This is a genomic window from Agrococcus baldri (assembly GCA_900114805.1).
GTDB classification, from domain to species: domain Bacteria; phylum Actinomycetota; class Actinomycetes; order Actinomycetales; family Microbacteriaceae; genus Agrococcus; species Agrococcus baldri.
In genome coordinates, this window is the sequence record FOZN01000003.1 from 95,199 (window position 1) to 117,906 (window position 22,708).

Annotated in this window: 19 protein-coding genes and 1 tRNA gene; 14 read left to right on the forward strand and 6 right to left on the reverse strand. The window is 72.4% G+C overall.

Translation table 11 applies throughout. The features are described 5' to 3' along the window. Positions 1-62: 62 nt before the first annotated feature. Positions 63-833 carry a polyprenol monophosphomannose synthase gene (locus BM288_RS08730; protein ID WP_092918027.1) on the forward strand — a complete coding sequence of 257 codons (771 nt, stop codon included), beginning with the start codon at positions 63-65 and terminating at the stop codon, positions 831-833. Here the strand turns inward: BM288_RS08730 and BM288_RS08735 are convergent. Next, the gene (locus tag BM288_RS08735; protein WP_092918029.1) at positions 808-1,986 is read right to left on the reverse strand and encodes an acyl-CoA dehydrogenase family protein; all 1,179 of its coding nucleotides are present in this window, start codon (positions 1,984-1,986) and stop codon (positions 808-810) included. The two genes, BM288_RS08730 and BM288_RS08735, sit on opposite strands and share 26 nt — an antisense overlap. Positions 1,987-2,066: 80 nt before the next feature. On the opposite strand from BM288_RS08735, the gene manA reads away from it, so the two are divergent. The 5 genes from manA to BM288_RS08760 all read left to right on the forward strand — a co-directional run bounded on the left by manA (position 2,067) and on the right by BM288_RS08760 (position 9,329). Further along, positions 2,067-3,182: a mannose-6-phosphate isomerase, class I gene (gene manA, locus BM288_RS08740; protein ID WP_177220324.1), complete on the forward strand. Its 1,116-nt coding sequence runs from the start codon at positions 2,067-2,069 to the stop codon at positions 3,180-3,182. 220 nt (positions 3,183-3,402) lie between these two features. Continuing rightward, positions 3,403-3,660, forward strand: coding sequence for a WhiB family transcriptional regulator (locus tag BM288_RS08745; RefSeq protein ID WP_177220369.1), 258 nt, complete (start codon positions 3,403-3,405; stop codon positions 3,658-3,660). Positions 3,661-3,690: 30 nt separating this feature from the next. Further along, positions 3,691-4,884, forward strand: a complete 1,194-nt coding sequence (locus BM288_RS08750; protein ID WP_092918035.1) for a glycosyltransferase family 2 protein — start codon at positions 3,691-3,693, stop codon at positions 4,882-4,884. 69 nt (positions 4,885-4,953) lie between these two features. Next, positions 4,954-7,728 carry a glycosyltransferase family 2 protein gene (locus BM288_RS08755; protein ID WP_092918037.1) on the forward strand — a complete coding sequence of 925 codons (2,775 nt, stop codon included), beginning with the start codon at positions 4,954-4,956 and terminating at the stop codon, positions 7,726-7,728. Next, complete coding sequence (locus tag BM288_RS08760) at positions 7,725-9,329, forward strand: DUF5719 family protein (RefSeq protein ID WP_092918039.1); 1,605 nt, start codon at positions 7,725-7,727, stop codon at positions 9,327-9,329. Before BM288_RS08755 ends, BM288_RS08760 begins: the two co-directional genes overlap by 4 nt. Before the next feature lie 41 nt (positions 9,330-9,370). Here the strand turns inward: BM288_RS08760 and BM288_RS08765 are convergent, their stop codons facing one another. Further along, complete coding sequence (locus tag BM288_RS08765) at positions 9,371-9,793, reverse strand: hypothetical protein (protein WP_092918041.1); 423 nt, start codon at positions 9,791-9,793, stop codon at positions 9,371-9,373. A gap of 56 nt (positions 9,794-9,849) precedes the next feature. On the opposite strand from BM288_RS08765, the gene BM288_RS08770 reads away from it, so the two are divergent. The 6 genes from BM288_RS08770 to BM288_RS08795 are packed head-to-tail and all read left to right on the forward strand — an operon-like array spanning position 9,850 to position 15,851. After that, positions 9,850-10,086 carry a DUF3499 family protein gene (locus tag BM288_RS08770; RefSeq protein ID WP_092918043.1) on the forward strand — a complete coding sequence of 79 codons (237 nt, stop codon included), beginning with the start codon at positions 9,850-9,852 and terminating at the stop codon, positions 10,084-10,086. Positions 10,087-10,096: 10 nt separating this feature from the next. Beyond that, positions 10,097-11,485 (forward strand): phosphomannomutase/phosphoglucomutase, encoded by a 1,389-nt coding sequence (locus tag BM288_RS08775; RefSeq protein WP_092918045.1) that lies wholly within the window; start codon positions 10,097-10,099, stop codon positions 11,483-11,485. 58 nt (positions 11,486-11,543) lie between these two features. Beyond that, positions 11,544-12,437, forward strand: coding sequence for a UTP--glucose-1-phosphate uridylyltransferase GalU (gene galU, locus BM288_RS08780; protein ID WP_092918047.1), 894 nt, complete (start codon positions 11,544-11,546; stop codon positions 12,435-12,437). Between the two features lie 54 nt (positions 12,438-12,491). Further along, positions 12,492-13,490 carry a dTDP-glucose 4,6-dehydratase gene (gene rfbB, locus BM288_RS08785; protein WP_092918049.1) on the forward strand — a complete coding sequence of 333 codons (999 nt, stop codon included), beginning with the start codon at positions 12,492-12,494 and terminating at the stop codon, positions 13,488-13,490. A 25-nt stretch (positions 13,491-13,515) separates the two neighbouring features. Continuing rightward, on the forward strand, positions 13,516-14,934 hold the full coding sequence (locus BM288_RS08790; RefSeq protein ID WP_092918052.1) for a sugar nucleotide-binding protein: 1,419 nt from the start codon (positions 13,516-13,518) through the stop codon (positions 14,932-14,934). 2 nt (positions 14,935-14,936) lie between these two features. After that, the gene (locus BM288_RS08795) at positions 14,937-15,851 is read left to right on the forward strand and encodes an NAD-dependent epimerase/dehydratase family protein (RefSeq protein ID WP_092918054.1); all 915 of its coding nucleotides are present in this window, start codon (positions 14,937-14,939) and stop codon (positions 15,849-15,851) included. Between the two features lies 1 nt (position 15,852). Here the strand turns inward: BM288_RS08795 and BM288_RS08800 are convergent, their stop codons facing one another. Then, positions 15,853-17,913 (reverse strand): acyltransferase family protein, encoded by a 2,061-nt coding sequence (locus tag BM288_RS08800; RefSeq protein WP_092918056.1) that lies wholly within the window; start codon positions 17,911-17,913, stop codon positions 15,853-15,855. Positions 17,914-18,031: 118 nt separating this feature from the next. Here BM288_RS08800 and ahcY point away from each other — a divergent pair, with 118 nt between their 5' ends. Beyond that, positions 18,032-19,477 (forward strand): adenosylhomocysteinase, encoded by a 1,446-nt coding sequence (ahcY, locus tag BM288_RS08805; protein WP_404799698.1) that lies wholly within the window; start codon positions 18,032-18,034, stop codon positions 19,475-19,477. 33 nt (positions 19,478-19,510) lie between these two features. Here the strand turns inward: ahcY and BM288_RS08810 are convergent, their stop codons facing one another. The 3 genes from BM288_RS08810 to BM288_RS08820 all read right to left on the reverse strand — a co-directional run bounded on the left by BM288_RS08810 (position 19,511) and on the right by BM288_RS08820 (position 21,711). Next, entirely contained in the window at positions 19,511-20,941 is a 1,431-nt protein-coding gene (locus BM288_RS08810; RefSeq protein WP_177220325.1) for a phospholipid carrier-dependent glycosyltransferase, read from the reverse strand. A 39-nt stretch (positions 20,942-20,980) separates the two neighbouring features. Beyond that, positions 20,981-21,469, reverse strand: coding sequence for a MarR family winged helix-turn-helix transcriptional regulator (locus BM288_RS08815; RefSeq protein WP_092918062.1), 489 nt, complete (start codon positions 21,467-21,469; stop codon positions 20,981-20,983). 171 nt (positions 21,470-21,640) lie between these two features. After that, positions 21,641-21,711: transfer RNA gene (locus BM288_RS08820), tRNA-Gln, on the reverse strand. Between the two features lie 63 nt (positions 21,712-21,774). Here BM288_RS08820 and BM288_RS08825 point away from each other — a divergent pair. Further along, positions 21,775-22,698: a glycosyltransferase family 2 protein gene (locus tag BM288_RS08825; protein ID WP_092918064.1), complete on the forward strand. Its 924-nt coding sequence runs from the start codon at positions 21,775-21,777 to the stop codon at positions 22,696-22,698. Positions 22,699-22,708: the final 10 nt, after the last annotated feature.

The window sequence follows — 22,708 nt, forward strand, 5'->3', positions numbered from 1 at the left end:
CAGGGGCGGCGCGCGCATGTGCGAGGATTGCTCGCCGCCATCGTCCAGCGAACAGGAGCCCCATGCGCGTCGTCGTCCTCGTGCCGACCTACAACGAGCGTGAGGCCCTGCCCGTGACGATGCATGACCTGCTGCAGGCTGCGCCGACGGTGGAGGTGCTCGTCATCGACGATGCGAGCCCGGACGGCACTGGTGAGCTGGCCGACGCGATCGCCGCCGCCGACCCGCGCGTGCGCGTGCTGCACCGCGCGGGCAAGTCGGGCCTCGGGGCTGCCTACGTGCACGGGATGCGCGTTGCGCTCGAGATGGGGGCGGATGCGGTGGTCGAGTTCGACGCCGACGGCTCGCACCCGGCCGAGGCTGTGCCGCGCATGCTGGCGGCGCTCGCGCACGGCTCCAGGGCGGGCGCCGATCTGGTGATCGGCTCCCGCTGGATGCCGGGCGGCGGCGTCGTCGACTGGCCCTGGCACCGGCAGGCGATCTCCCGCGTGGGCAATGTGTACGCGCGGGTGATGCTGCGGTCGTCGGTGCACGACATGACCGCCGGGTGCCGCGCGTACACGGCCGAGCTGCTGCGACGCATCCCCTTGGACGAGGTGCGCAGCCAGGGCTACTGCTTCCAGATCGACATGACACGGCGCGCGCTGGAAGCGGGTGCCAGTGTGGTCGAAGTGCCGATCCTGTTCCGTGAGCGCGAGCTCGGAGCATCCAAGATGACGTCCGACATCGTGGGCGAAGCGCTCGTGAGCGTCACGGGCTGGGCGGTCGGCCGGGCCTGGAGGGCAGTGGCCGAGCGCCTCGCGCGACTCAGGCGAACGCCGACTGCCCGCTGATCGCGCGGCCCACGATCAGCGAGTTCATCTGCGCGGTGCCCTCGTAGGTGTAGAGCGCCTCGGCGTCGGCGAAGAAGCGCGCGACGTCGTAGTCGGTGACGATGCCGTTGCCGCCGCACACCTCGCGGCACCACGAGACGACCTCGCGCATCCGCGTGGTGGCGTAGGCCTTGGCGAGCGCCGAGTGGGCATCCTCCTGCCGGCCCTCGTCGAGCATCCGCGACACCTGCACGCAGAGCGCGATCGAGGCGGTGATGTGCCCGAGCGACTTCGCCAGCAGATCCTGCACGAGCTGGTGCCCGGCGATCGGCTTGCCGAACTGCACCCGCTCGCTCGTGTAGCGCACGGCCGCCTCGTAGGCGCCGATCATGACGCCCACGGCGCTCCAGGCGACCTCGGCGCGCGTCAGGCGCAGCACCTTCGCGGTGTCGCGGAAGCTCGATGCCTGCTGCAGGCGCATCGCCTCCGGCACCCGCACGCCCTCGAGCACGATGTCGGCGTTCTGCACCATGCGGAGCGAGATCTTGCGCTCGATCTTGGTGGCTGAGAAGCCGGCGGCGTCGGTGGGCACGATGAAGCCCTTGACCTGCCCGTCCTCGGCGTCCTTCGCCCAGATCACGACGATGTCGGCGTGCGTCGCGTTGCCGATCCAGCGCTTCGCGCCGTCGATGACCCATTCGTCGCCCTCGCGGCGCGCGGTGGTGCGCAGGCCCTGCGCGGCGTCCGATCCCGAGAGCGGCTCGGTGAGGCCGAACGCGCCGATCACCGAGCAGTCGGCGAGCCTCGGCAGCCATTCGGCGCGCTGCTCCGGGCTGCCGGCGACGCCGATCGAGCCTGCCACGAGGCCGTTCTGCACGGCGACGAAGGTGGAGACGGATGCGTCCACGCGGCTCATCTCGAGCGCGACCCAGCCGCGGTAGACCGCAGAGTTCTCGAACCGGGCGCTCTCGGCCCAGCCCGGACCGACCACGCCGAGGCCGGCGAGGCCTGGGATGAGGTCGTGGGGGAAGGTGTCGGCGTGCCAGTGCTCGTCGATGACGGGGCGCACGTGCTGGTCCATGAACGCGCGGATCTCGGCGAGCGAGTCCTGCTCGGACTCGGTGAGGTCGGTGGCGAAGCCGAAGAAGTCGCTCGTGAGCGGTGTGAAGGTCATGCCGTCACGCTACGGCGGCGCCGCTGGTGCTGCCGCGCCGTTGGTACGCTCATGCCAATCTGCCGGGAGGAGACTGCGGCGTGTTTGTGTCGATCACCAATGAGCCGAGGCCCTACCCCTGGGGCAGCACGCGCCTGCTGGCGGAGTACCTCGGCCGCGCACCATCGGGCACGCCGGAGGCGGAGCTCTGGCTGGGCACCCACGAGGGCTCCCCGTCACGGGTCACCGACGGCGAGCACGCAGGTCTCGCGCTGTCGGCCGCGATCGAGGCGCTGGGCGGGCGGCAGCCCGCGATGCTGCTGAAGGTGCTGGCCGCGGGCGAGCCGCTCTCGCTCCAGGCGCATCCCGATGCTGCCCGCGCACGCGCGGGCTTCGACCGCGAGGAGGCCGCAGGCATCCCGCGGGATGCACCGCATCGCAGCTACCGCGACCCCTTTCCGAAGCCCGAGCTGATCGTGGCGGTGACGCCCTTCGAGGCGCTGAGCGGCTTCCGCCCGCAGCAGGACGCGCAGCGGGTGTTCGATGCGCTCGCGACGATCGACGCGCGCATCGCGCCGGTCGCCGAGCGGGTGCGCGCGGGCGACGCGCTCGGCTGGCTGCTCTCCGGTGATCCTGAGGTGGCGGCTGCAGTGGCTGCCGTGACGAGCAGCCGAGCGGCGATGGCAGCCGAGCTGCCCGTCGAAGCCGACACCGTCGCCCGGCTCTCGGCGACCCACCCGGGCGACCCTGGCATCCTCGTCGCGCTGCTGCTCAACCGCCTCTCGCTCGCGCCCGGCGAGGCGCTCTTCCTGCCGGCGGGCAACCTGCACGCCTACCTCGCGGGCCTCGGCATCGAGCTGATGGGGCCGAGCGACAACGTCCTCCGGTGCGGGCTCACGGCCAAGCACGTCGACGTGGCGGAGCTCCTCGCCGTGGTCGACTCGACGCCGCTGGTCGAGCCGCGACTGCCCGCGCAGGCGCTGGACGGCGCCATCGCGTACCGGCCGCCGGCGCCGTTCGAGCTGCGCCGCATCCAGGGCGAGCATCGCGTCGATGGGGGGAGGGGGCTGCTGCTCGCGGTCGCGCCGGCGCGGCTGACGGTCGACGGCGAGCCGCGCGAGCTCGCCGGCGCCGGGGCCGCCTGGATCGACAGCGACCAGCCGTTCACGGTGGCCTCGGCTGCCGCCTGGCTGGCTCTGGAGCGCGACACGCCGTAGGCTTCCCCTCCGCGGTGGTGGCGGCGACACGCTTACAATCCTCGACTTGACGCGGAGCGAACTACACCGGTGTAATTGGTGCAGCGCGGGCCCGGCCGGGGTCCCGCAGAAACCGGGGGAAGCCATGCGAGAGGGAGTGCAGCGCAGCACGACAGCGCGAGGCATCGAAGAGGGCGGGCTGCGTCGCGGCGTGCCGGGCGACTGGTTCGTCGACCCGATCATGCTGGGAGTGCCTGGCGTTCGCAATGAGGCGGACGACCACCCGCTGGGATGGCAGGCCGACGCGCTCTGCGCCGAGACCGATCCGGAGGCGTTCTTCCCAGAGAAGGGCGGCTCCACGCGGGATGCCAAGCGCATCTGCGACACCTGCGAGGTGCGCCAGCAGTGCCTCGAGTACGCGCTCGAGAACGACGAGCGCTTCGGCATCTGGGGCGGCCTCTCGGAGCGCGAGCGGCGAAAACTGCGCAAGCTGGCCTGAGTGGGCACAGTGCGCTCATAGGATGGGCGCGTGACTGCTGTCCTCACCCTGATGGTCCGCGACGAAGCGGACATCATCGCCGCGATGCTCGAGCATCATCTCGCCCACGGCATCGATCGGATCCTCGTGACGGACAACGGGTCCGTCGACGGCACCCGGGAGATCCTCGACGCGTACGCGCGCGTGGCCCCCGTGACCGTCTTCGACGACCTGGAGCATCGCAAGCAGCAGTCAGAGGTCGTCACCCGCATGGCTCGGCTCGCTGCTGCGGAGCACGGCGCGGACTGGGTCATCAACGCCGACGCGGACGAGTTCCTGCGGCCGGTCGACCCCGAGCTGACGCTCGGCCAGGTGTTCGCGGCGCTGCCGCGAGCCGTGGGCTCCTTCCGGGTTCCGGTCACCAACCTGGTCGGTCCGCTCGCTCGTCACGGCTCCGGCATCAGGCGGCTCGTCCACCGGGACGTGCGCAGCGATGAGCAGCTGCGCGCAGCCGGGCTCATCGCCCACCCGACGCGCAACGCAATCCACGTCGGCGACCCGGATGTCGAGGTCTCGCAGGGCAACCACGCCGTGTCGATCCCGGCGGGCGCCGAGCCCGACGACGCACTCGCGCTGGAGGTGCTGCACCTGCCGTGGCGGTCGATGGAGCAGATCGAGCGGAAGACGCGCAACATGGGCGAGGGCTACGACGCCAGTCCGGCGCTGCGGCCGTCTCCTCGGCACCACGGCATGCGCGACTGGCGTCGGATGCGCGCGGGGCTGCTGACCTCGTTCATCGCCGCACGCATGCCGCTGCCGGGAGAGCTCGACGGCCCCGGCTTCGAGCGCGACACCTCGTTGCGCGACGCGCTCGACGCGCTCGACGCGCTGCTGCCGGAGCTGCACACGGCCTCGCTCGACGACTCCGCGGATGCGCCGTTCGACGACGACGCGATCCTCGAGATGCGCGTGCAGGCGAGGGCGGCCGAGGCGCTTGAGCGCCTGGCGCTCGACGAGTTGACGAATGCCCGTCTCGACGCCGATGCGCTGCGCGAGGACCGCGACCGCATCGGCGTGCAGCTCGAGGGCACGAGCGGGCACGCGGAGCGATTGGAGCGCGAGCTCGAAGCGGCTCGCCTCGAGAGCGCGAACCTGCGACTCGAGCTCGATGCCCTGCGCCGGTCCGGTGCGCAGCGGGTCGCCGACGCCGCGCGCAGGGCGATGGGGCGCGTCAGCCGCGGCTGAGCCCGCCGATCGGGCGGCACACCGGGCCCAACCCCTGCCGTCGTGCGCAACGCCCCCTAGCCTTGCCGAGTGCATCCGAGGGTCTTCGTCGTGCTCGCGGCCAGCAGCGGCGCCGCGTACCTTCCGGCGACCCTCGCCGCGGTGGAGGCGCAGACCCTCGCACCTGAGCGGCTGATCGCGGTGGACGGCGGCTCCAAGGACGCCTCCCGCGCGGTGCTCGAGGGCTCGCGCGCACGCAGCGTGGTCGCGGCCTCGCGCCTGCCCTACGGACAGCTGATCGGCAAGGGAGTCGCCTCGTTGCCGCTGGCCGAGGACGGTGACTGGCTGTGGCTGCTCGCGCACGATGCGACCCCGCATCCACGGGCGCTGCAGGCGCTGCTGGCGCACGTCGACTCGCATCCGAGCGTGGCCGTGGTGGGCCCGAAGGTGATGCGCGCCGACGCCCCAGACCGCTTCGCCGAGTTCGGGGAGTCGATGACGCCCCTCGGGCGCAGCCTGCTGCTGCACGAGGGCGAGCTCGATCAGGGCCAGCACGACGACGACAGCGACCGGCTCGGCGTCGCCGAGACGGGCATGCTCATCCGCCGCGACGTGTTCGAACGGCTCGGAGGCTTCGATCCGGCGCTGCGCTCCATCGACGCCGGCCTCGACCTCGGCGTGCGAGCCAGGCTTGCGGGCCACCGCGTCGCCGTCGAGCCGCGTGCGCGGGTGCGCCGGGCCGGCGGACCGGAGCACTTCGACGCGCGCTCGGTGAGCGATGCGCAGCGCGTGGCAATCTCGCGAAGGGCGCAGCTGCACCGGCGGCTCGCCTATGCGAACCCCTTCGCGCTCGTGCTGCACTGGCTGCTGCTGCTGCCGCTGGGAATCGCGCGCACGATCGTGCACCTGCTCGCGAAGCGGCCCGCAGCAGTGCTCGCCGACTGGCGCGCGACGCTCACGACGCTGGTCGCGTTCGGCCCGACGGCACGGGCGCGGCGGCGGATCGCATCGGCGCGGAGGATGGGCTGGGCATCGCTGCGCCCGCTGCGCGCCTCCTGGCGCACGGTGCGGACGCAGCGCCGTGCGCTCGGCGATCCCGAGCGCATGCAGCTCGCGGCAGACGAGCGCGTGGGGTTCGTGGAGGGCGCCGGGCTGTGGGTCACGGCGCTCGCCGTCATCGTCGGCATCGTGCTGACACCGCAGCTGATCGGTGCCGCAGCCGCGACGGGCGGCGGGCTGCTGCCGCTCTCGGGCTCGCTCGGCGAGCTGTGGTCGAACACCTTGTTCGGTCCGCGCGACGCGCTGGGCGCGGTGACCGGGCCCAGCGATCCCTTCGTGCTGGTGCTGGCGCTGCTGGGCTCGCTCACGCCCTGGCACCCGTCGACCGCGATCGTGCTGCTGCTCTTCCTCGCTCCCGCCATCGCGTCGCTGACGAGCTTCTTCGCGGCACGACGGATGACGACCTCACGGTGGGCGCCGGCCGTCGCTGCTGCCCTGTGGTCGCTGTCGCCGCTGCTGCTGGCGCCCATCGTCGAAGGCAGGCTCGGCGCTGTGCTCGCGCACCTGGCCCTGCCGCTCGCGGTCGTCGGTCTCCTGCGGGCATCCGCATCCTGGCGGGCGGCCGGCGCCGCGGCGATCCCCGTCGCCGTCGTCGTCGCCGGCTCGCCGGTGCTGCTGCCTGCGATGCTGCTGCTCGGCATAGTGGCGGCAGCCATCAGCTGGCGACGGCCGCTGCGACCGCTCGCGGCGCTGCTCCCTGCCGCGGTGCTGTCCGCACCGGTCGCGATCGCCCGGTGGATCGACGGCTCGCCGCTGGCGGCGCTGGCCGATCCCGGCGTGCCGAAGCCGTCGGCGCCGCCGACGGCCGTGGAGGCCGCACTGCTCGCCCCTGACGCTTCGCTGGCGACGCTCGATGGCGTGATCGCGTGGCTCGCGCCGGGCGCCGACCCGGTGTGGTTCGCGCTCGGCCTGCTGGCGCCGCTCGCGCTCGCCGCGCTCGCAGGCGTGGTCCTGCGGCCGGCGAGCGCCTGGCCGTGGCTGCTGCTGGTGCTGGCGGGCTACGCGACGGCGGTCGCCTCGACACGGCTCGAGCTGACCAGCTTGGCCGGGGAGCCGGTGACCGTCTGGGCCGGCAGCGGCGCGTCGCTGGCGCTGGCTGCGCTCATCGCGCTCGCGCTCGTCGCGGTGGACGTCGACGACCGCCGAGGCAGCCTGCCGGCCAGTGTCGTCGTGCTCGCCGCGCTCGCGGCGGCCGTGCCGCTCATCGCGACATCCTTCCTGACGCCCGCGACCGTGATCGCGGCACCCGACCGCCGCATGCCGGCATTCGTCGATGCCGCGGCCGAGAACGATCAGCACATCGGCACGCTCGTGCTGCATCCGCTCGCACAGGGCGTGCTCGGCGTCGACGTCGAGCGCGGTCGCGGCGCAGCACTCGACGACGTCGCCACCGGCGTGCTCACGCGCGAGCACGCCGGTGAGGTCGAGCAGCAGCTCGCGCAGGCCGCTGTCGACCTGGCCGCCGGCGGCGACGTCGACGTCGCCGCCCTGCTCGACGACCAGGGCGTGCAGTTCATCCTGCTCGAGCAGGAGCGCGAAGGCGCAGCGGCGGTGCACGACCGGGCGCAGCGCTCGCTGGACGCGCGGGGCGACCTGCAGGCGATCGGCCAGACCGAGTCGGGGCTGCTGTGGCAGCGCGTCGATGCCCGGCCCGGCGAGCCGGCTGCGCCGGTCTCCTGGGCGGGCTGGCTGCTGCTGGGGCAGCTGGTGGCGCTGGGTGCCGCGGTCGTCGCCGCGCTGCCCTCGCTGCGCCGCGGCGCTCGCGTGCGCACCAGGCGGCTCGAGGGAACGGGGGAGTGGCAGTGAGCGACCGCGACAGGGAGCCGCTCGACGACTCGCAGGAGTTCGACGACGTCTCGCCCATCGATGAGGCCGACGCGCCGCGCGAGCACCGGCCGGCTCCGGAGGAGCTCGCCGTCGAGGCCGAGGCGCAGGCCGAGGCGGAGGCCGACACCGGCAGCGCGGGCGACATCGCCAGCGACGTCGCGCTCACCGACCGCGAGGCGGTCGCGAACGACGCCGCGCTGGCCGTCCGGCGCGTCGAGCGACGGGATGTCGTGCGGTGGAGCGCGCGTGCGCTGGCCGGCGTCGCTGCCGCAGCGCTCGGCGTCGGCGCGGTGCTCGGGGCCGGAGCACTGCCCGACGATGCCCGCGTGCGCGCCGAGGTGCCCGCGACCCAGGTGCAGCCGGCTTCGCCGCTGCAATCGCGCGTGTGCGCCGGCCCGGCGCTGCGCGTCGGCACAGCCGATGGCGAGGATGCGCTCGCGATCGCTGCCATCGCCGACCCCTCACTGGTGACCGGCAGCCTTGGCGGCGACGTGGAGCAGGCCGCGCTGCGCGTCACGGGCGCGGGCGACGTCCGCGGCGGCGAGTCGATCGTGCAGCGCAACGAGGCCTCGACGCTCTCCGCGGCGCAGAGCCTCGACATCGACGTCGACGCGGTGCGCGGGTTCGCGGCGAGCGAGTGCGCGGAGACGAGCCTGGACCAGTGGCTGGTGGGCGGCTCGACGCGCACCGGCCGGCAGACGGTGCTGACGATCGCCAACGCCTCCGAGGTCAGTGCGAGCGTCGACGTCACCGTCTACGGCGCGGAGGGACCGGTCGAGAGCGTCGGGTCGACCGGCATCGCCGTGGCGCCGGGTGCCGAGGAGGTGCTCGATCTCGCCGCCCTCGCCCCCGGTGTCTCGGACGCGGTGGTGCGCGTCGCATCCGTCGGCGCACCGGTCACCGCGCACCTGCAGCAGACCACCACGCGCGGGCTCGAGCGCGGCGGGTTCGAGACCATCGACCCGGTTCCGGCGCTGCTGACCACCGTGCTGCCCGGCGTGGCCGTGACCGAGCCCACAGGGCTCGAGACGCAGCCCGACTACGACGACACCGCGGGAGTGCTGCGGCTGCTCTCACCGCAGGGAGGCGACGTGCGCGTCGTGTTCCAGGCGAGCGACGGCTCCAGCATCGAGTCGAGCGGCACGCTCGAGGCCGGTCGGGTGACCGACTTCGACCTCGAGGAGCTGCCGGTCGGCACCCACGCGATCCGTGTCGAGTCCGATGCGCCCGTGGTCGCGGGCGCGCGCACCGTGGCCGTCGCCGGCGAGGGGCTCGATTTCGACTGGGTCGCCGGCGGACAGGCGCGCTCGGGCACCTCGGCGATCGCGGTGCCGTCGGGGCCGGCGGCGACGCTGCACGTCGTGAGCACCTCGGATGCTGACCAGGAGATCACGGTCGCGGGCGAGACCGTGCAGCTGCCCGCGAACGGCGTCCACGAGCAGCAGGTGGGCGGCGGCACGGTGGAGGTGAGCGGCGACGATCTCGTCCTCGCCCTCGAGTACCGCAGCCCGAGCCTCGTCGGCGGCTTCACGGTGAGCACCCAGGGCCGGGCGGCGAGCGGCGTGCTGGTGGTGCACTGATCCCGAGGAGCAGTGGTGCTGGAGCTCAGTGGTGCTGACACTCAGTGGTGCCGCCAGCGATCCGGCGCGACCTCCCAGGGATCGCGGCCGATGAGCTCGGCGGCGGCGCGGAAGACCGCGCCCTCGATGGCCACCTGGCGATGCCAGGGATCGTCGACGTGCACGCGCGGCAGCCGCTGCAGCGGGAGCCGGTAGATCGTGATCGTGCGCTGCTGCGTGTCGATCGCCCACTCCGGCACCTCGTCCAGGCGGTCGGCCAGCGCCCGCGGCGGCATGTCCGCCCAGCGGAAGCGCACGTCGCCGAGCTCTGCCGGCCACAGCGCGGTCACGTAGTCGGCCGCATCCGCCGCGATGTCCTCGAAGCGCGTCTCGCGCGAGGAGAGGAAGGGCAGCACGGGGCCGGCGACCGACGAGCGGATGTCGCGGCCGTGGCGCGATCCACGAGAGCGTTGGCGCGCGGGCATGCCGCCATCCTACGTGTCGCAGCCCCTTCCTCCACGGCGGGGATACCCTGGGGGCGATGGATGACAGGACGTGCTCGCGCCCCGGCTGCCGCCGATATGCGGACCGCACCGTCACGGTCGACTACGCGGCGCAGCTGCTCGTCGTCGGACCCCTGCAGCGGGCAAGCCGGCGGGGTGCGATAGAGGGCAGCTACGGCTTGTGCGAGCCGCACGCCGATCGTCATGCCGGCCCGACCGGGTGGCAGGTCGTTCGCTACGAGCCCGCGACCTCGACCGACACGTTCGACGAGTGAAAGAGGAAGCATGTCGCTGACGGACATCGTGAAGGCGTACGACGTGCGCGGCCTGGTCGACGGGCAGCTCACCGAGCCGGTCGTGCGTGCGCTCGGCGCCGCGTTCGCCGACGAGGTGGGCACCGAGGCGCCCATCGTGATCGGGCACGACATGCGCCCCTCGTCGCCGGCGCTGGCGGCGGCGGCGGCGGAGGGTGCGCAGACCCGCGGCGCGGACGTCGTGCTCATCGGGCTCTGCTCCACCGACGGCACCTACTTCGCCTCCGGCTCCCTGCACGCGCCCGCGATGATGTTCACCGCATCCCACAACCCCGCTGCCTACAACGGCATCAAGTTCTCGCGCGCGGGCGCGCGCGGGGTCAGCCTCGAGACCGGGCTGGCGAGCATCCGCGACGGCGCGCAGCGCTACCTCGACGACGGGCTCACCGAGGCGCCGCAGCGCGGCACGCTCAGCGAGCGCGACGTGCTCGCCGACTACGCGGCGCACCTGCGCTCGCTCGTCGACCTCCGCGGCATCCGCCCACTCAAGGTCGTGGTGGATGCGGCCAACGGCATGGGCGGGATGACCGTTCCCGCAGTGCTCGGCGAGGCCGCCGGGCTCAGCGCGCTGCCGCTGGAGGTCGTGCCGATGTACTTCGAGCTCGACGGCACCTTCCCGAACCATGAGGCGAATCCGCTCGACCCGACGAACCTCGTCGACCTGCAGGCCGCGGTGATCGAGCACGGGGCCGACATCGGGCTCGCGTTCGACGGCGACGCCGACCGCTGCTTCGTGATCGACGAGCGGGGCGGGGCCGTCTCGCCCTCCGCCGTCGCCGCGATCGTCGCCGAGCGCGAGATCCGCCGCGTGCAGGCGGAAGGCGAGCGCGACGTCGTCGTGATCCACAACCTCATCACCAGCCGCGTCGTGGCGGAGGTGATCGCCGATGCCGGCGCGACGCCCGTGCGCACGCGCGTCGGCCACTCGCTCATCAAGGACCGCATGGCCGAGACCGGCGCGGTCTTCGGCGGAGAGCACTCGGCGCACTACTACTTCCGCGACTTCTGGGGTGCCGACAACGGCATGCTCGCCGCCATGCACGTGCTGGCCACGCTTGGCGCCGATGCCGAGCCGATGAGCAGCCTGGCTGCCCGCTACACGCCCTACTTCGCCTCCGGCGAGATCAACTCCACCGTCGCCGACGTGCCCGCCGCGTACACGCGCATCGTCGAGGCGTTCGCGGGGCGCGGCGAGTTCGACGAGCTCGACGGGCTCACCGTCACGGCGCCCGGCGGCGCCTGGTGGTTCTCGGTGCGGCCGTCGAACACCGAGCCGCTGCTGCGGCTCAACGCCGAAGCGGAGACCGAGCCGGCCATGATCGCGATCCGCGACGAGGTGCTCGGTCTCATCCGGGGCTGAGCCGCTGGGATGCCCCGGATGCCGATCGTGCAGCGAACGCCGAAGTAGCCTTACCCTCATGTCGCATTCCGTCACCAAGGCCGTCATCCCCACCGCAGGGCTCGGCACCCGATTCCTGCCGGCGACCAAGGCGCTGCCGAAGGAGATGCTGCCGGTGGTGGACAAGCCGGCGATCCAGTACGTCGTGGAGGAGGCCGTGCGCGCGGGCCTGCCCGATGTGCTGTTCGTCACCGGTCGCAACAAGAACGCGCTCGAGAACCACTTCGACCGCGCGACCGAGCTGGAGGCGATCCTCCAGAACAAGGGCGACGCGCAGAAGCTCGCGCGCGTCGCGGAGTCGACGGACCTCGCCAACGTGCACTACGTGCGGCAGGGCGACCCGAAGGGCCTCGGGCACGCGGTGCTGCGCTCGAAGGCGCATGTGGGCGGCGACTCCTTCGCGGTGCTGCTGGGCGACGACATCATCGATGGCCGCGACCTGCTGCTGGAGCGCATGCTGGAGGTGCACGACGTGCGCGACAGCTGCGTGGTCGCGCTGATGGAGGTCGATCCGTCGCAGGCGCACATGTACGGCATCGCCACGGTGGAGGCGACCGAGGAGGATGACGTGGTGCGGGTGCGCGGCCTGGTCGAGAAGCCGGAGCCCGGCACCGCGCCGTCGAACCTGGCGATCGTGGGCCGCTACGTGCTCAAGCCCGAGATCTACCCGGTGCTCGAGCAGACCCCGCCGGGTCGCGGCGGCGAGATCCAGCTGACGGATGCGCTGCTGACGATGGCCGACGACGACCAGCTCGGAGGGGTGCACGGCGTGGTCTTCCGCGGCCGCCGCTACGACACGGGCGATCGGCTCGACTACATCAAGGCCAACGTGCGCCTGGCGGTCGAGCGAGAGGACCTGGGGCCGGATCTGCGCGCCTGGCTCACGGAGTTCGTGGGCACCTTCGAGCGCTGAGCCGCCAGCGCGGCCTGGTGCCGTCGATGGCGGCGCGACAGTACGCTGGATGCCATGAGCAAGCTCCTTGTGACCGGCGGCGCCGGGTTCATCGGATCGAATTTCGTGCACTACGTGGTGGCGAACACCGACCATGACGTGGTGGTGCTGGATGCGCTGACCTACGCGGGCGACCGCGCGACGCTCGCGGGTCTGCCGGAGGATCGTGTGCGGCTGGTGGTCGGTGACATCGCCGATGCCGAGGTCGCCGACGGCCTGGTGGCCGAGGCTGATGCGGTGGTGCACTACGCGGCGGAGTCGCACAACGACAACTCGCTGTCGGATCCGGGCCCGTTCGTGCACACGAACCTGGTCGGCACGTTCACGCTGCTGGAGGCCGCGCGCCGGCATGGCACGCGATTCCATCACATCTCCACCGATGAGGTGTACGGGGATCTGGAGCTGGACGACCCGGCGAAGTTCACGCCGGAGACGCCCTACAACCCGTCGAGCCCGTACTCGTCGACGAAGGCCGGCTCCGATCTGCTGGTGCGCGCCTGGGTGCGCTCGTTCGGGCTGGAGGCGACGATCTCGAACTGCTCGAACAACTACGGCCCGCGCCAGCATGTGGAGAAGTTCATCCCGCGGCAGATCACGAACGTGATCGACGGGGTGCGGCCGCGCCTGTACGGAGCGGGCGAGAACGTGCGCGACTGGATCCACGCGGATGACCACTCCTCCGCGGTGCTGCGGATCCTGGAGGCGGGCAGGACGGGCGAGACGTACCTGATCGGTGCCGACGGGGAGCGCAACAACCTCGAGGTGGTGCAGGCGATCCTGCGGCTCATGGGTCAGGAGCCGGATGCCTTCGATCACGTGAAGGACCGCGCCGGGCACGACCTGCGCTACGCGATCGATGCGACCAAGCTGCAGCAGGAGCTGGGCTGGGAGGCGTCGTTCACCGACTTCGAGGCCGGCCTCGCCGACACCATCGACTGGTACCGGGCGAACGAGGACTGGTGGCGGCCGCAGAAGGCCGCCGCCGAGGCGAAGTACGCGCAGGCCGGGCACTGAGCCGGCCGGCGAGGGGGAGGCGCTGATGGAGACGGGCAAGCAGCTGCGCATGCGCGAGACGCCGATTCCGGGCTTCCTGGTGATCGACCTGCCGGTGCACGGCGACAACCGGGGCTGGTTCAAGGAGAACTGGCAGCGCGAGAAGGCGCTGGCGCTGGGACTGCCCGACTTCGGACCGGTGCAGAACAACATCTCCTTCAACGAGCAGCCCGGCGTCACCCGCGGCATCCACGCCGAGCCGTGGGACAAGTACATCTCGGTCGCCTCCGGGCGCGTGTTCGGCGCCTGGGTGGATCTGCGCGAGGGCGACTCCTTCGGCGCCACCTTCACGATCGAGATCGATCCCTCGATCGCGGTGTTCGTGCCGCGCGGCGTGGGCAACGCGTTCCAGGCGCTCGATTCCGACACCGCCTACTCCTACCTCGTCAACGCGCACTGGTCTGCCGAGGCGCAGGGCGAGTACACGTTCTTGAACCTCGCCGACGAGACCGCCGCCATCGACTGGCCGATCCCGTTGGCGCAGGCCGAGCTGTCGGAGAAGGACAAGGCACACCCGCGCTTGGCGGACGTGACGCCGATGCCGCCCCGCAAGACCCTCGTGCTGGGGGCGAACGGGCAGCTCGGTCGCGCCCTGCAGCAGCAGTGGGCGGGCAGGAGCGATGTCGACTTCGTCGGCCGCGACCGCGTCGACCTCGCTGATCCCGCCGCGCTGGAGCAGATCCGCTGGTCGTCCTACGACACGGTCGTCAACGCCGCGGCCTACACCGCCGTCGACGCCGCCGAGACGCCGGAGGGCCGCAGCGCTGCGTGGGCGATCAACGCAGCCGCGCCCGCCAGGCTCGCCGCGATCGCCGCTCAGCACCGCCTCACGCTCGTGCACGTCTCCAGCGACTACGTCTTCGACGGCACGCGCGAGCTGCACGACGAGCAGGAGCCGTTCTCGCCCCTGGGCGTCTACGGCCAGTCGAAGGCCGCGGGCGATCTGGCGGTCGCGACCGCACCCAGGCACTGCATCCTGCGCACCTCCTGGGTCGTGGGCGAGGGAAAGAACTTCATCACCACCATGGCCTCGCTCGCCGAGCGCGGCGTCGATCCGAGCGTGGTCGGCGATCAGGTCGGCCGGCTCACCTTCGCGAGCGAGCTGGCGCGCGCCATCGACCACCTGCTGGCGGTCGGCGCCCCGTCCGGCACCTACAACGTCTCCAACGCGGGTGAGCCGCTCAGCTGGGCCGCGATCGCGCAGCGCGTGTTCGCGCAGGCGGGGCACGAGCCGGGCCGGGTGACCGCTGTCACGACCGAGCAGTACTACGCGGGCAAGGACGGCATCGCCCCGCGGCCGCTGCGCAGCGCCATGGATCTCGGCCGGCTCGAGGCCACCGGCTTCGTGCCCCGCGATCAGCTCGAGATGCTCGACGCATACGTCGACTCGCTCGCCGGCGCGTGAGCATGGGTCGCGCGCTCGTCGTCGGCGGCAACGGGTTCCTCGGTGCCCACCTGGTCGACGCGCTCGCGGCCGACGGCTGGCAGGTCGACGTCTTCGACCGGTTCTCCACCGCGCCCCGCTACCGCGCGAGCGCACCGCGCGCGCTGCGCGGCACGTTCTCGGCCGGCGACGCGATCCGCGAGGCGGTCGCCGGCCACGACCTGATCATCCACGCGCTGTCGGCGACCACGCCCGCGCAGGGGCTCGGCGGTCCGCAGGCCGACGTCCAGGCGAACCTGCTGCCGACGCTCGACCTGCTGGGGGAGGCGGTGCGCACCGGCGTGGGCCGGGTGCTGTTCATCTCCTCCGGCGGCACCGTCTACGGCTCGGCCGAGGGCGCGGTGCCGGAGGATGCGCCGCTGCTGCCGATCTCGCCCTACGGCATCGGCAAGGTGGCGATCGAGCACTACCTGCACTACTTCGCGATCGAGCACGGGCTGCCGTCGGCGGTGCTGCGCGTGGCGAACCCCTACGGCCTGCGCGCCGATGCGACGCTGCCGGAGTTCGGCCTCGTCAGCGCCCTGCTGCGGGCGGCCGCGGCGGACGGCCGCGCCACGCGGCTGGGCGACGGCTCGATGGTGCGCGACTACCTGCACGTCGACGACGTGGTCGCGCAGGTGCGTGCGGTCGTCGCCGATCCGGCCTTCAGCGGACCGCTGAACATCGGCAGCGGGGTCGGTCGCAGCGTGCAGCAGATCATCGAGCAGGTCCGCGCCACCACCGGTGCCGCACTGCCCGTCGACGAGCGCCCGGCGCCCGCGTCGTTCGTCGAGCACATCGTGCTCGACACCTCCCGCTTCGCGACGACGTTCGGGCAGCTGCTGGCCGTACCGCTCGCGGAGGGGATCGAGCGCACCTGGCGCGACTGGCGCCGCTGAGCTACCGCAGCGGCAGCGCGCCGCCCTCGGCCATCGCACGCTCGAGCGGTTCGGCGAGGCTGCGCGCGTAGCTGCCGGTCAGATGCCCGCGGTCGCGATAGACCTGCACGCCTGCGACGATCGCGGGGCAGCGCGTCTCGCCGCAGATCGCGTCGTTCAGATCCACCTCGAGCGCGCGCGGCTCGAGCTCGAGCCCCGCCGTCTGCCCCGTGCCGCCGCCGGCCAGTCCGGCGGCACGGTCGAAGGAGCATGCCTGCGGCGAATCCGGCTCATTGGCGACGCAGTCCTCGATCGCGAAGCGCGCCGATGGGGTGTCGCGCATCACCACGACCTGACCGCCCCGGTCCAGCACAGCGCCCCAGGCATCGGCCATCCCGCGGCCGAGCGCCGCATCGGCGGCGGGGCCCTCGAGGACTGTGCCGTTCCACATCTGCGTCGGCGCGTTGCTGGTGAGCACCAGCGCCGGCTGCTGCTCCTCGAGCACCTGCGCGACGGCCTCGTTCCAGTGGGTGCAAGCGCTGTACGGCGCGGCGATCCCGTACATCGCGACCGGTGCGTCGGTGAACGGGCATCCCGCCTTCGTCATCGCCATGACGCGCCAGCCGTGCTGCTGGGCGAGCTCCTGCACGGTCGGCACCCACTGCGTCGCGTGCGAGTCGCCGACCACCACCACGAGCGGGCCGGCGTCGCCCCAGCTGCACGCGACGGCCTCCACGACCGATCCCTCGACGTGACAGCCTTCTGCGTAGGTCGCCGGCAGGTCTGCCTGCAGCTCGTCTGGCGCCGGAACGTACCCGTCGCGCTCGAGGTCGGCCACCGCATCCGCCGTGCCGTCCTCGGGGACAGCGGCAGCGCCGGCCGAGACCGCCGCAGGCCCGGGGTAGTCGGGCACGTGGGCGTTGGCGGGCGCGATCACCCGCATCGATCCCGCGACCATGAGGGTGACGGCGAGGCAAGTCGCACCCAGCAGCAGACCGCCGCGCACCGTAGCCCAGGGCAGCCGCGGGCTTCGCTTGCGCAGCGGTTCCTCGACGAAGCGGTAGGTGAGCCAGGCGAGGGCCAAGGTCGCGAGCACGAGCAAGAGCGAGCGCCAGGAGAGCAGCTCGACAGGCTTGTCGTACGGGTTGGAGAGGACGATGAGCGGCCAGTGCCACAGGTAGACGGAGTAGGACACCGCGCCCATCCACTGCACCGCGCGGCTGCCGAGCAGCCGGTGCACCAGGCCTTCGCTGTCGGCGCTGCCGGCCCACAGCACCACCGCGGTCGCGAGCGTCGGCCACCACGCGATCGTGCCGGGGAACGGCACCGAGGAGTCCAGCAGCGGGAACGAGGCGAGGGCGACCGCGAGCGCGGCGGCGGCGATCCAGCCCGCACCGCGGATCGCCAGCGCGGGCAGCACCGCGACGAGTCCGCCGAGAGCCAGTTCCCACAGGCGGGTCGGCGTGACGAAGTAGGCGGATGCCGGGCTCGCGACCGTCCACCACACCGACAGAGCAGCGGAGACCACGATGACCGTCACGATGATCGCGCCCGAGGTCAGCCGACGGCTGCGGCCGAGCCGGACCGCCAGCACGGCCGCCGCAGCCATGAGGAACGGCCACAGCAGGTAGAACTGCTCCTCGACGGCCAGCGACCAGTAGTGCTGGAACGGCGACGGCGGCTCGAAGCTCTGCAAGTAGTCGGTCGAGCCCTGCGCGAAGCGCAGGTTGACCGCGTAGAGCGCTGACCAGAGCGCGTCGCCGGCGAGCTCGGTGCGGCGGGTGGCGGGGAGCACGGCCCAGCCGACCGCGAGCGTCGCCACGAGCACGAGCGTCGCGGCGGGCAGGATGCGCCGGCTCCGGCGCGACCAGAAGTCGACGAGGGTGGCGCGGTCGAGCCGGGGGCGCTCGACCAGCCAGCGGGTCATGAGGTAGCCGGAGATGACGAAGAAGACGTCGACGCCAACGAAGCCGCCGGGCAGCGCATCCTTGTCGAGGTGCCAGACGAGCACGGCGAGGACGGCGATGGCGCGAAGTCCCTGAATGTCGCGGCGGTGTGCGCGAACGGGAGCGGCGGCGGGCACCCGACGATTCTACGAGCGCGAGCGTCCTGAGCATGCACGCAATCGCCGCGAGCACGGCATTCTCAAGCGCCGCGCAGCCGCGAAGGCGCGCTCGGCACCGCGCCACCGGGGTGGGAGAATGGCGGGCATGACCGACACCGCCCCCCGCATCCTCGAGCACGATGTGCGCGACCTCGGCCTGGCCGAGGCTGGCCGCCACCAGATCCGCCTGGCCGAGCACGAGATGCCGGGCCTGATGGAGCTGCGCCGCCGATACGCCGATGCGCAGCCGCTCGCCGGCCAGCGCATCGCCGGCAGCCTGCACATGACCGTGCAGACCGCCGTGCTGATCGAGACCCTCCTCGCCCTGGGCGCCGAGGTGCGCTGGGCGAGCTGCAACATCTTCTCCACACAGGATGAGGCCGCCGCCGCGATCGTGGTCGGCGACGGCACGGTCGAGGCGCCGAACGGCGTGCCCGTGTTCGCCTGGAAGGGCGAGACGCTCGAGGAGTACTGGCGCTGCACGAACCGGATCTTCGACTTCGAGGACGGCCCCACGCTCATCCTCGACGACGGCGGCGACGCCACGATGCTCGTGCACCGGGGCCGGGATGCGGAGCTCGTGGGTGCTGCGCCCGTCACGCCGGCGGGCGCCCCTGACGAGCTGCACGTGATCGATGCGCTGATCGCGACCACGCTCGCCGACGACCCGCAGCGCTGGACCCGCATCGCAGCGCAGCTGCGCGGCGTCACCGAGGAGACCACCACCGGCGTGCACCGGCTCGAGCAGCTCTTCGCAGACGGCACGCTGCTGTTCCCGGCGATCAACGTCAACGACTCCGTCACGAAGTCGAAGTTCGACAACCGCTATGGCATCCGTCATTCGCTGCCCGACGGGCTCAACCGCGCGACCGACGTGCTGATCGGCGGCAAGACCGCCTTCGTGGTGGGCTACGGCGATGTCGGCAAGGGCGCGGCGGATGCGCTGCGCGGCCAGGGCGCGCGAGTCATCGTCAGCGAGGTCGACCCGATCTGCGCCCTGCAGGCGGCGATGGACGGCTTCCAGGTCGCCAGGGTCGAGGATGCCCTCGAGACCGCCGACATCTGGATCACCACCACCGGCAACGAGCACGTCATCACGGTCGAGCACCTGCAGTCGATGAAGCACCTCGCGATCGTCGCCAACGTCGGCCACTTCGACAACGAGATCGACATCGCGGGGCTCGAGCGCTCCGGTGCCGAGCGCATCGAGATCAAGCCGCAGGTGCACGAGTGGCGCCTCTCCTCCGGGCGCGCGATCCTGGTGCTCTCCGAGGGCCGTCTGATGAACCTCGGCAACGCGACCGGGCACCCCTCGTTCGTGATGTCGAACTCGTTCTCGAACCAGGTGCTGGCGCAGATCGAGCTCGCGACGAAGGACTACGAGCTGGGCGTCTTCCGGCTGCCGAAGGTGCTCGACGAGGAGGTCGCGCGCCTCCACCTCGATGCGCTCGGCGCACGCCTCACGACCCTCACCGACGAGCAGGCCGCCTACATCGGTGTGCCTGTCGAGGGCCCCTTCAAGCCCGAGCACTACCGCTACTAGCAGCGCTGTCCTGCTGCTCGCAGCTCGTGTCGCTCAGGGCGCCTCGGCGAGCAGCTCGTCGAGCTCCTCGTCGAGGAGGTAGAGCACGACGTCATCGAGGACGACCGGCTGCGTCTCGCGCTCGAGCAGCAGGACGAGCTCGGGGTCGGCGGGGAAGCGCAGGTCGTTGCCGATGGCGACGGCTGTCACGCCGTCGGCTCCAGGATCCTCGACGAACGGCGCCTCGATGTTCGGCCGTGCGACATGGCGCGAGAGCTGCAGTACGAGCACCGCGCCGTCGGGGGCGGGGTCGGCCGCCATGGCCGCGTCGATGCGCGCGACGCCGGTCGGGCTCACCGAGAGCACATGGACCACGCCGCTCGCCGGGCCGACGAGCAGCAGCGCCGTGAGCGCGCCGGCGATGACCCCCGCGCGACGGCTGCGTACCCGGCGCCACAGCGCGACGATGCCGATGCCGCTCAGCAGCAGCGGTGCCCACAGCCAGCCGATCGTGTAGTGGGGGAGCGCGACGGGCGATGCCGAGAGCAGCACGGCCGCGGCGGCGCCCGCGCTCGCGATCGCGAGGACGGCGCGCAGCCGGCGCTCGAGCACGACGCCGAGCGCTGCGGCGAGCGCGATCGCGACGAGGGCGAGCCAGCCGACCGTCTCGCCGCCGAGCCACGCGATCGCGAACCACGGGGCGTGGCGGTAGGTCTGACCCGCGATCTCGACCAGGTGGCCACGCTCGGCATGCTCCGCCTGCCACGCGATCATGCTTGCGACGGCATCCACGCCGCCGAAGGGGGCGTAGACGACGAGGCACGTGGCGATGCCCGCGGCGGCGAACGCGAGGATCGAGCCCCACACCTGCGCCTGCCGCAGTGCCCGCCACGGCACGAGCACGAGCGCCCCGATGAGGAACGCCGCGGCCGACGCCTTCGAGAGCAGCGCGAGGCCGAGGGCCACGCCCGCGATCGCGGCGAGCCAGGGCTGCCGATGGGCGTTCCACCGCCACAGCAGCGCGAGCCCGACGAGCCCGAACAGGATGCTGAAGGGGTCGAGCAGCACCTGCCGGTCGACGAAGTCGGCGCCGACCACGCGGTGCGTCGTCACGAGCATGAGGCTCGCGGCAGCGGCGCTCGCGGTGCCGACGGCCGCGCGGATCCAGAGGAAGGCGACCGCCGCGGTGAGCACCATGACGATGCCCATCGCAATGCGCGCGCTGTCGATCCCGGGGCCTACGACGGCCTGCCAGAGACCGAGCAGCAGCTTGGCAAAGGGTGGATGCTCGGGGTTGAGCGAGAGGTCGCCATCGAGGTAGGCGACCCCGGCGCGCTGGTAGACGGTCTCGTCCGCGCCGACGTTGGCCTGGTCCAGTCGCCAGAACGCGATGAAGGCCGCGACGGCGAGCACGACCACCGGCGTGAGCACGTGGAGCCAGCGCTCCCCGCGCCGCACGGCGTCGGCAGTCGAGGGCGCTGACATCGGCACCATCATCCCACAGGGCCTCCCGCGGAGCCCGCCTCAGAGCATCGCGTCGGCGAGCACGCGCAGCAGCTCGGCCAGCCGCGCCTGATCGTCGGCGGGGATGTCCCGCAGCAGCCGCCGCTCGGCCTCCAGCAGCGCGTCGAGCGCGACGTCGACGCGGTCGATGCCCTCCTCGGTGAGCGCGACGAGCCGCACCCGGCGGTCCGAGGAGCCCTCGACGCGCTCGACCAGGCCGGATGCGACCAGGTTGTCGATGCGGTTCGTCATCGTGCCGCTCGTCACCATGGTCTGCGCGATGAGGCCCTTCGGGCTGAGCGGTCCGCCCTCGCGGCGCAGCGCGGCCAGCACGTCCCACTGCCAGGGCTCGAGCCCCGCCTGCTGGAACGCCTCCGCACGCACCCGACCGAGCTGCCGGGAGATGCGGGTCATGCGGCTGAGGACGTCGAGCGGTGACACGTCAGCGTCGGGCCGCACGCGCATCCACTGCTCCATGATGCGGTCGACGTCGTCGCGCGGCTCAGCCATGGCGCCAGTCTCGCACTATCGCCGCGGCGCTCGCCGACTCCGCCAAGCTCCGCCCTCGCTCGCTGCGCTCGCGACTCGCGGCGTCGCAATCGACCCACAGGGTCGATTGCTCCGCCCTTCCTCGCTCCGCTCGGAACTGGCGACGTCGCAGACGGTCCACAGGACCGTCTGCTCCGCCACCAGGATTCGAACCTGGACGAACGGCTCCAAAGGCCGTCGTGCTGCCGTTACACCATGGCGGATCGCGGCTACCAGGCTAGTCGTGCCAGAGGCGAGGCGCGCACGCATCCGACAGACTGGTGCGCATGCCCTCGACCGCCGCAGATGTCGTCGCCGTCGCCGTGACCTATCGCCCCGACGAGGAGGCGATCGTCGAGGTGCTCGAGCGCGCGGCCGCGCAGGTGGGCGCCCTGGTGGTGCTCGACAACGACTCGCCGGAGGTCGACGGCGCGCACTGGAGCTCACGGGCGGTCATCCCGGCCGGCGTCGAGCTGCAGCGCGAGCCGCGCAACCTCGGCCTGGGCGCCGCCTACAACCGGGCTGCCGCCATCGCCCGCGAGCGCGGCGCGCGATTCGTCATGCTGCTCGACCAGGACTCGCTGCTCGAGCCGGACTGCGTCGATGCGCTGCTGCGCCACGCCGACCAGCGCTCCGCCCGCGGCCCGCTCGGCGCCGTCGGCCCCACCTTCGTCGACGGCCGCAGCGGCAAGCGGGCGCCCTTCGTGCGCTTCGGGTTCCCGCTCAACAGGAAGTTCCACGCGCCGCCCGGCGGCGACGTCGACGTCGACTTCCTGATCTCCTCCGGCTCGCTCATCCCGCTCACGGCGCTCGAAGTCGCGGGCGGCTTCGACGAGGGGCTGTTCATCGACAGCGTCGACATGGAGTGGTGCTTCCGCGCCAGGGCCGCCGGCCTGCAGCTGGTCGGCGTCGCCGACGCCCGCATGCTGCACACCATCGGCGACGAGCTCGTGCGGCTGCCGGGCGGCGGCACGATGTTCGTGCACTCGCCGCTGCGGCTCTACATGATGACCCGCAACCGCGTCGCCCTCTGGCGCCGCTCGGCCACCCCGCGCACCTGGACGGCCCAGGACGTGCCGCGGATGCTCTTCAAGCTCGGGCGCATGACGGCGTTCGCGGCCCCGCGCATCCGGAACGCGAAGGCCATGCTGCGCGGAGCGCGCGACGGCTGGCGCGGCAAGCAGGGGCCGCCGCCCCCGTCGCGCCGGTAGCCTGAGAGCG

Coding starts and splice junctions, on each gene's coding strand:
- ahcY (WP_404799698.1), top strand. CDS start 18,032: ATGGCGGGCATGACCGACACCGCCCCCCGCATCCTCGAGCACGATGTG.
- rfbB (WP_092918049.1), top strand. CDS start 12,492: ATGAGCAAGCTCCTTGTGACCGGCGGCGCCGGGTTCATCGGATCGAAT.
- BM288_RS08815 (WP_092918062.1), bottom strand. CDS start 21,469: ATGGCTGAGCCGCGCGACGACGTCGACCGCATCATGGAGCAGTGGATG.
- BM288_RS08825 (WP_092918064.1), top strand. CDS start 21,775: ATGCCCTCGACCGCCGCAGATGTCGTCGCCGTCGCCGTGACCTATCGC.
- BM288_RS08790 (WP_092918052.1), top strand. CDS start 13,516: ATGGAGACGGGCAAGCAGCTGCGCATGCGCGAGACGCCGATTCCGGGC.
- galU (WP_092918047.1), top strand. CDS start 11,544: ATGTCGCATTCCGTCACCAAGGCCGTCATCCCCACCGCAGGGCTCGGC.
- BM288_RS08795 (WP_092918054.1), top strand. CDS start 14,937: ATGGGTCGCGCGCTCGTCGTCGGCGGCAACGGGTTCCTCGGTGCCCAC.
- BM288_RS08730 (WP_092918027.1), top strand. CDS start 63: ATGCGCGTCGTCGTCCTCGTGCCGACCTACAACGAGCGTGAGGCCCTG.
- BM288_RS08765 (WP_092918041.1), bottom strand. CDS start 9,793: ATGCCCGCGCGCCAACGCTCTCGTGGATCGCGCCACGGCCGCGACATC.
- BM288_RS08775 (WP_092918045.1), top strand. CDS start 10,097: ATGTCGCTGACGGACATCGTGAAGGCGTACGACGTGCGCGGCCTGGTC.
- BM288_RS08745 (WP_177220369.1), top strand. CDS start 3,403: ATGCTGGGAGTGCCTGGCGTTCGCAATGAGGCGGACGACCACCCGCTG.
- BM288_RS08770 (WP_092918043.1), top strand. CDS start 9,850: ATGGATGACAGGACGTGCTCGCGCCCCGGCTGCCGCCGATATGCGGAC.
- BM288_RS08810 (WP_177220325.1), bottom strand. CDS start 20,941: ATGTCAGCGCCCTCGACTGCCGACGCCGTGCGGCGCGGGGAGCGCTGG.
- BM288_RS08735 (WP_092918029.1), bottom strand. CDS start 1,986: ATGACCTTCACACCGCTCACGAGCGACTTCTTCGGCTTCGCCACCGAC.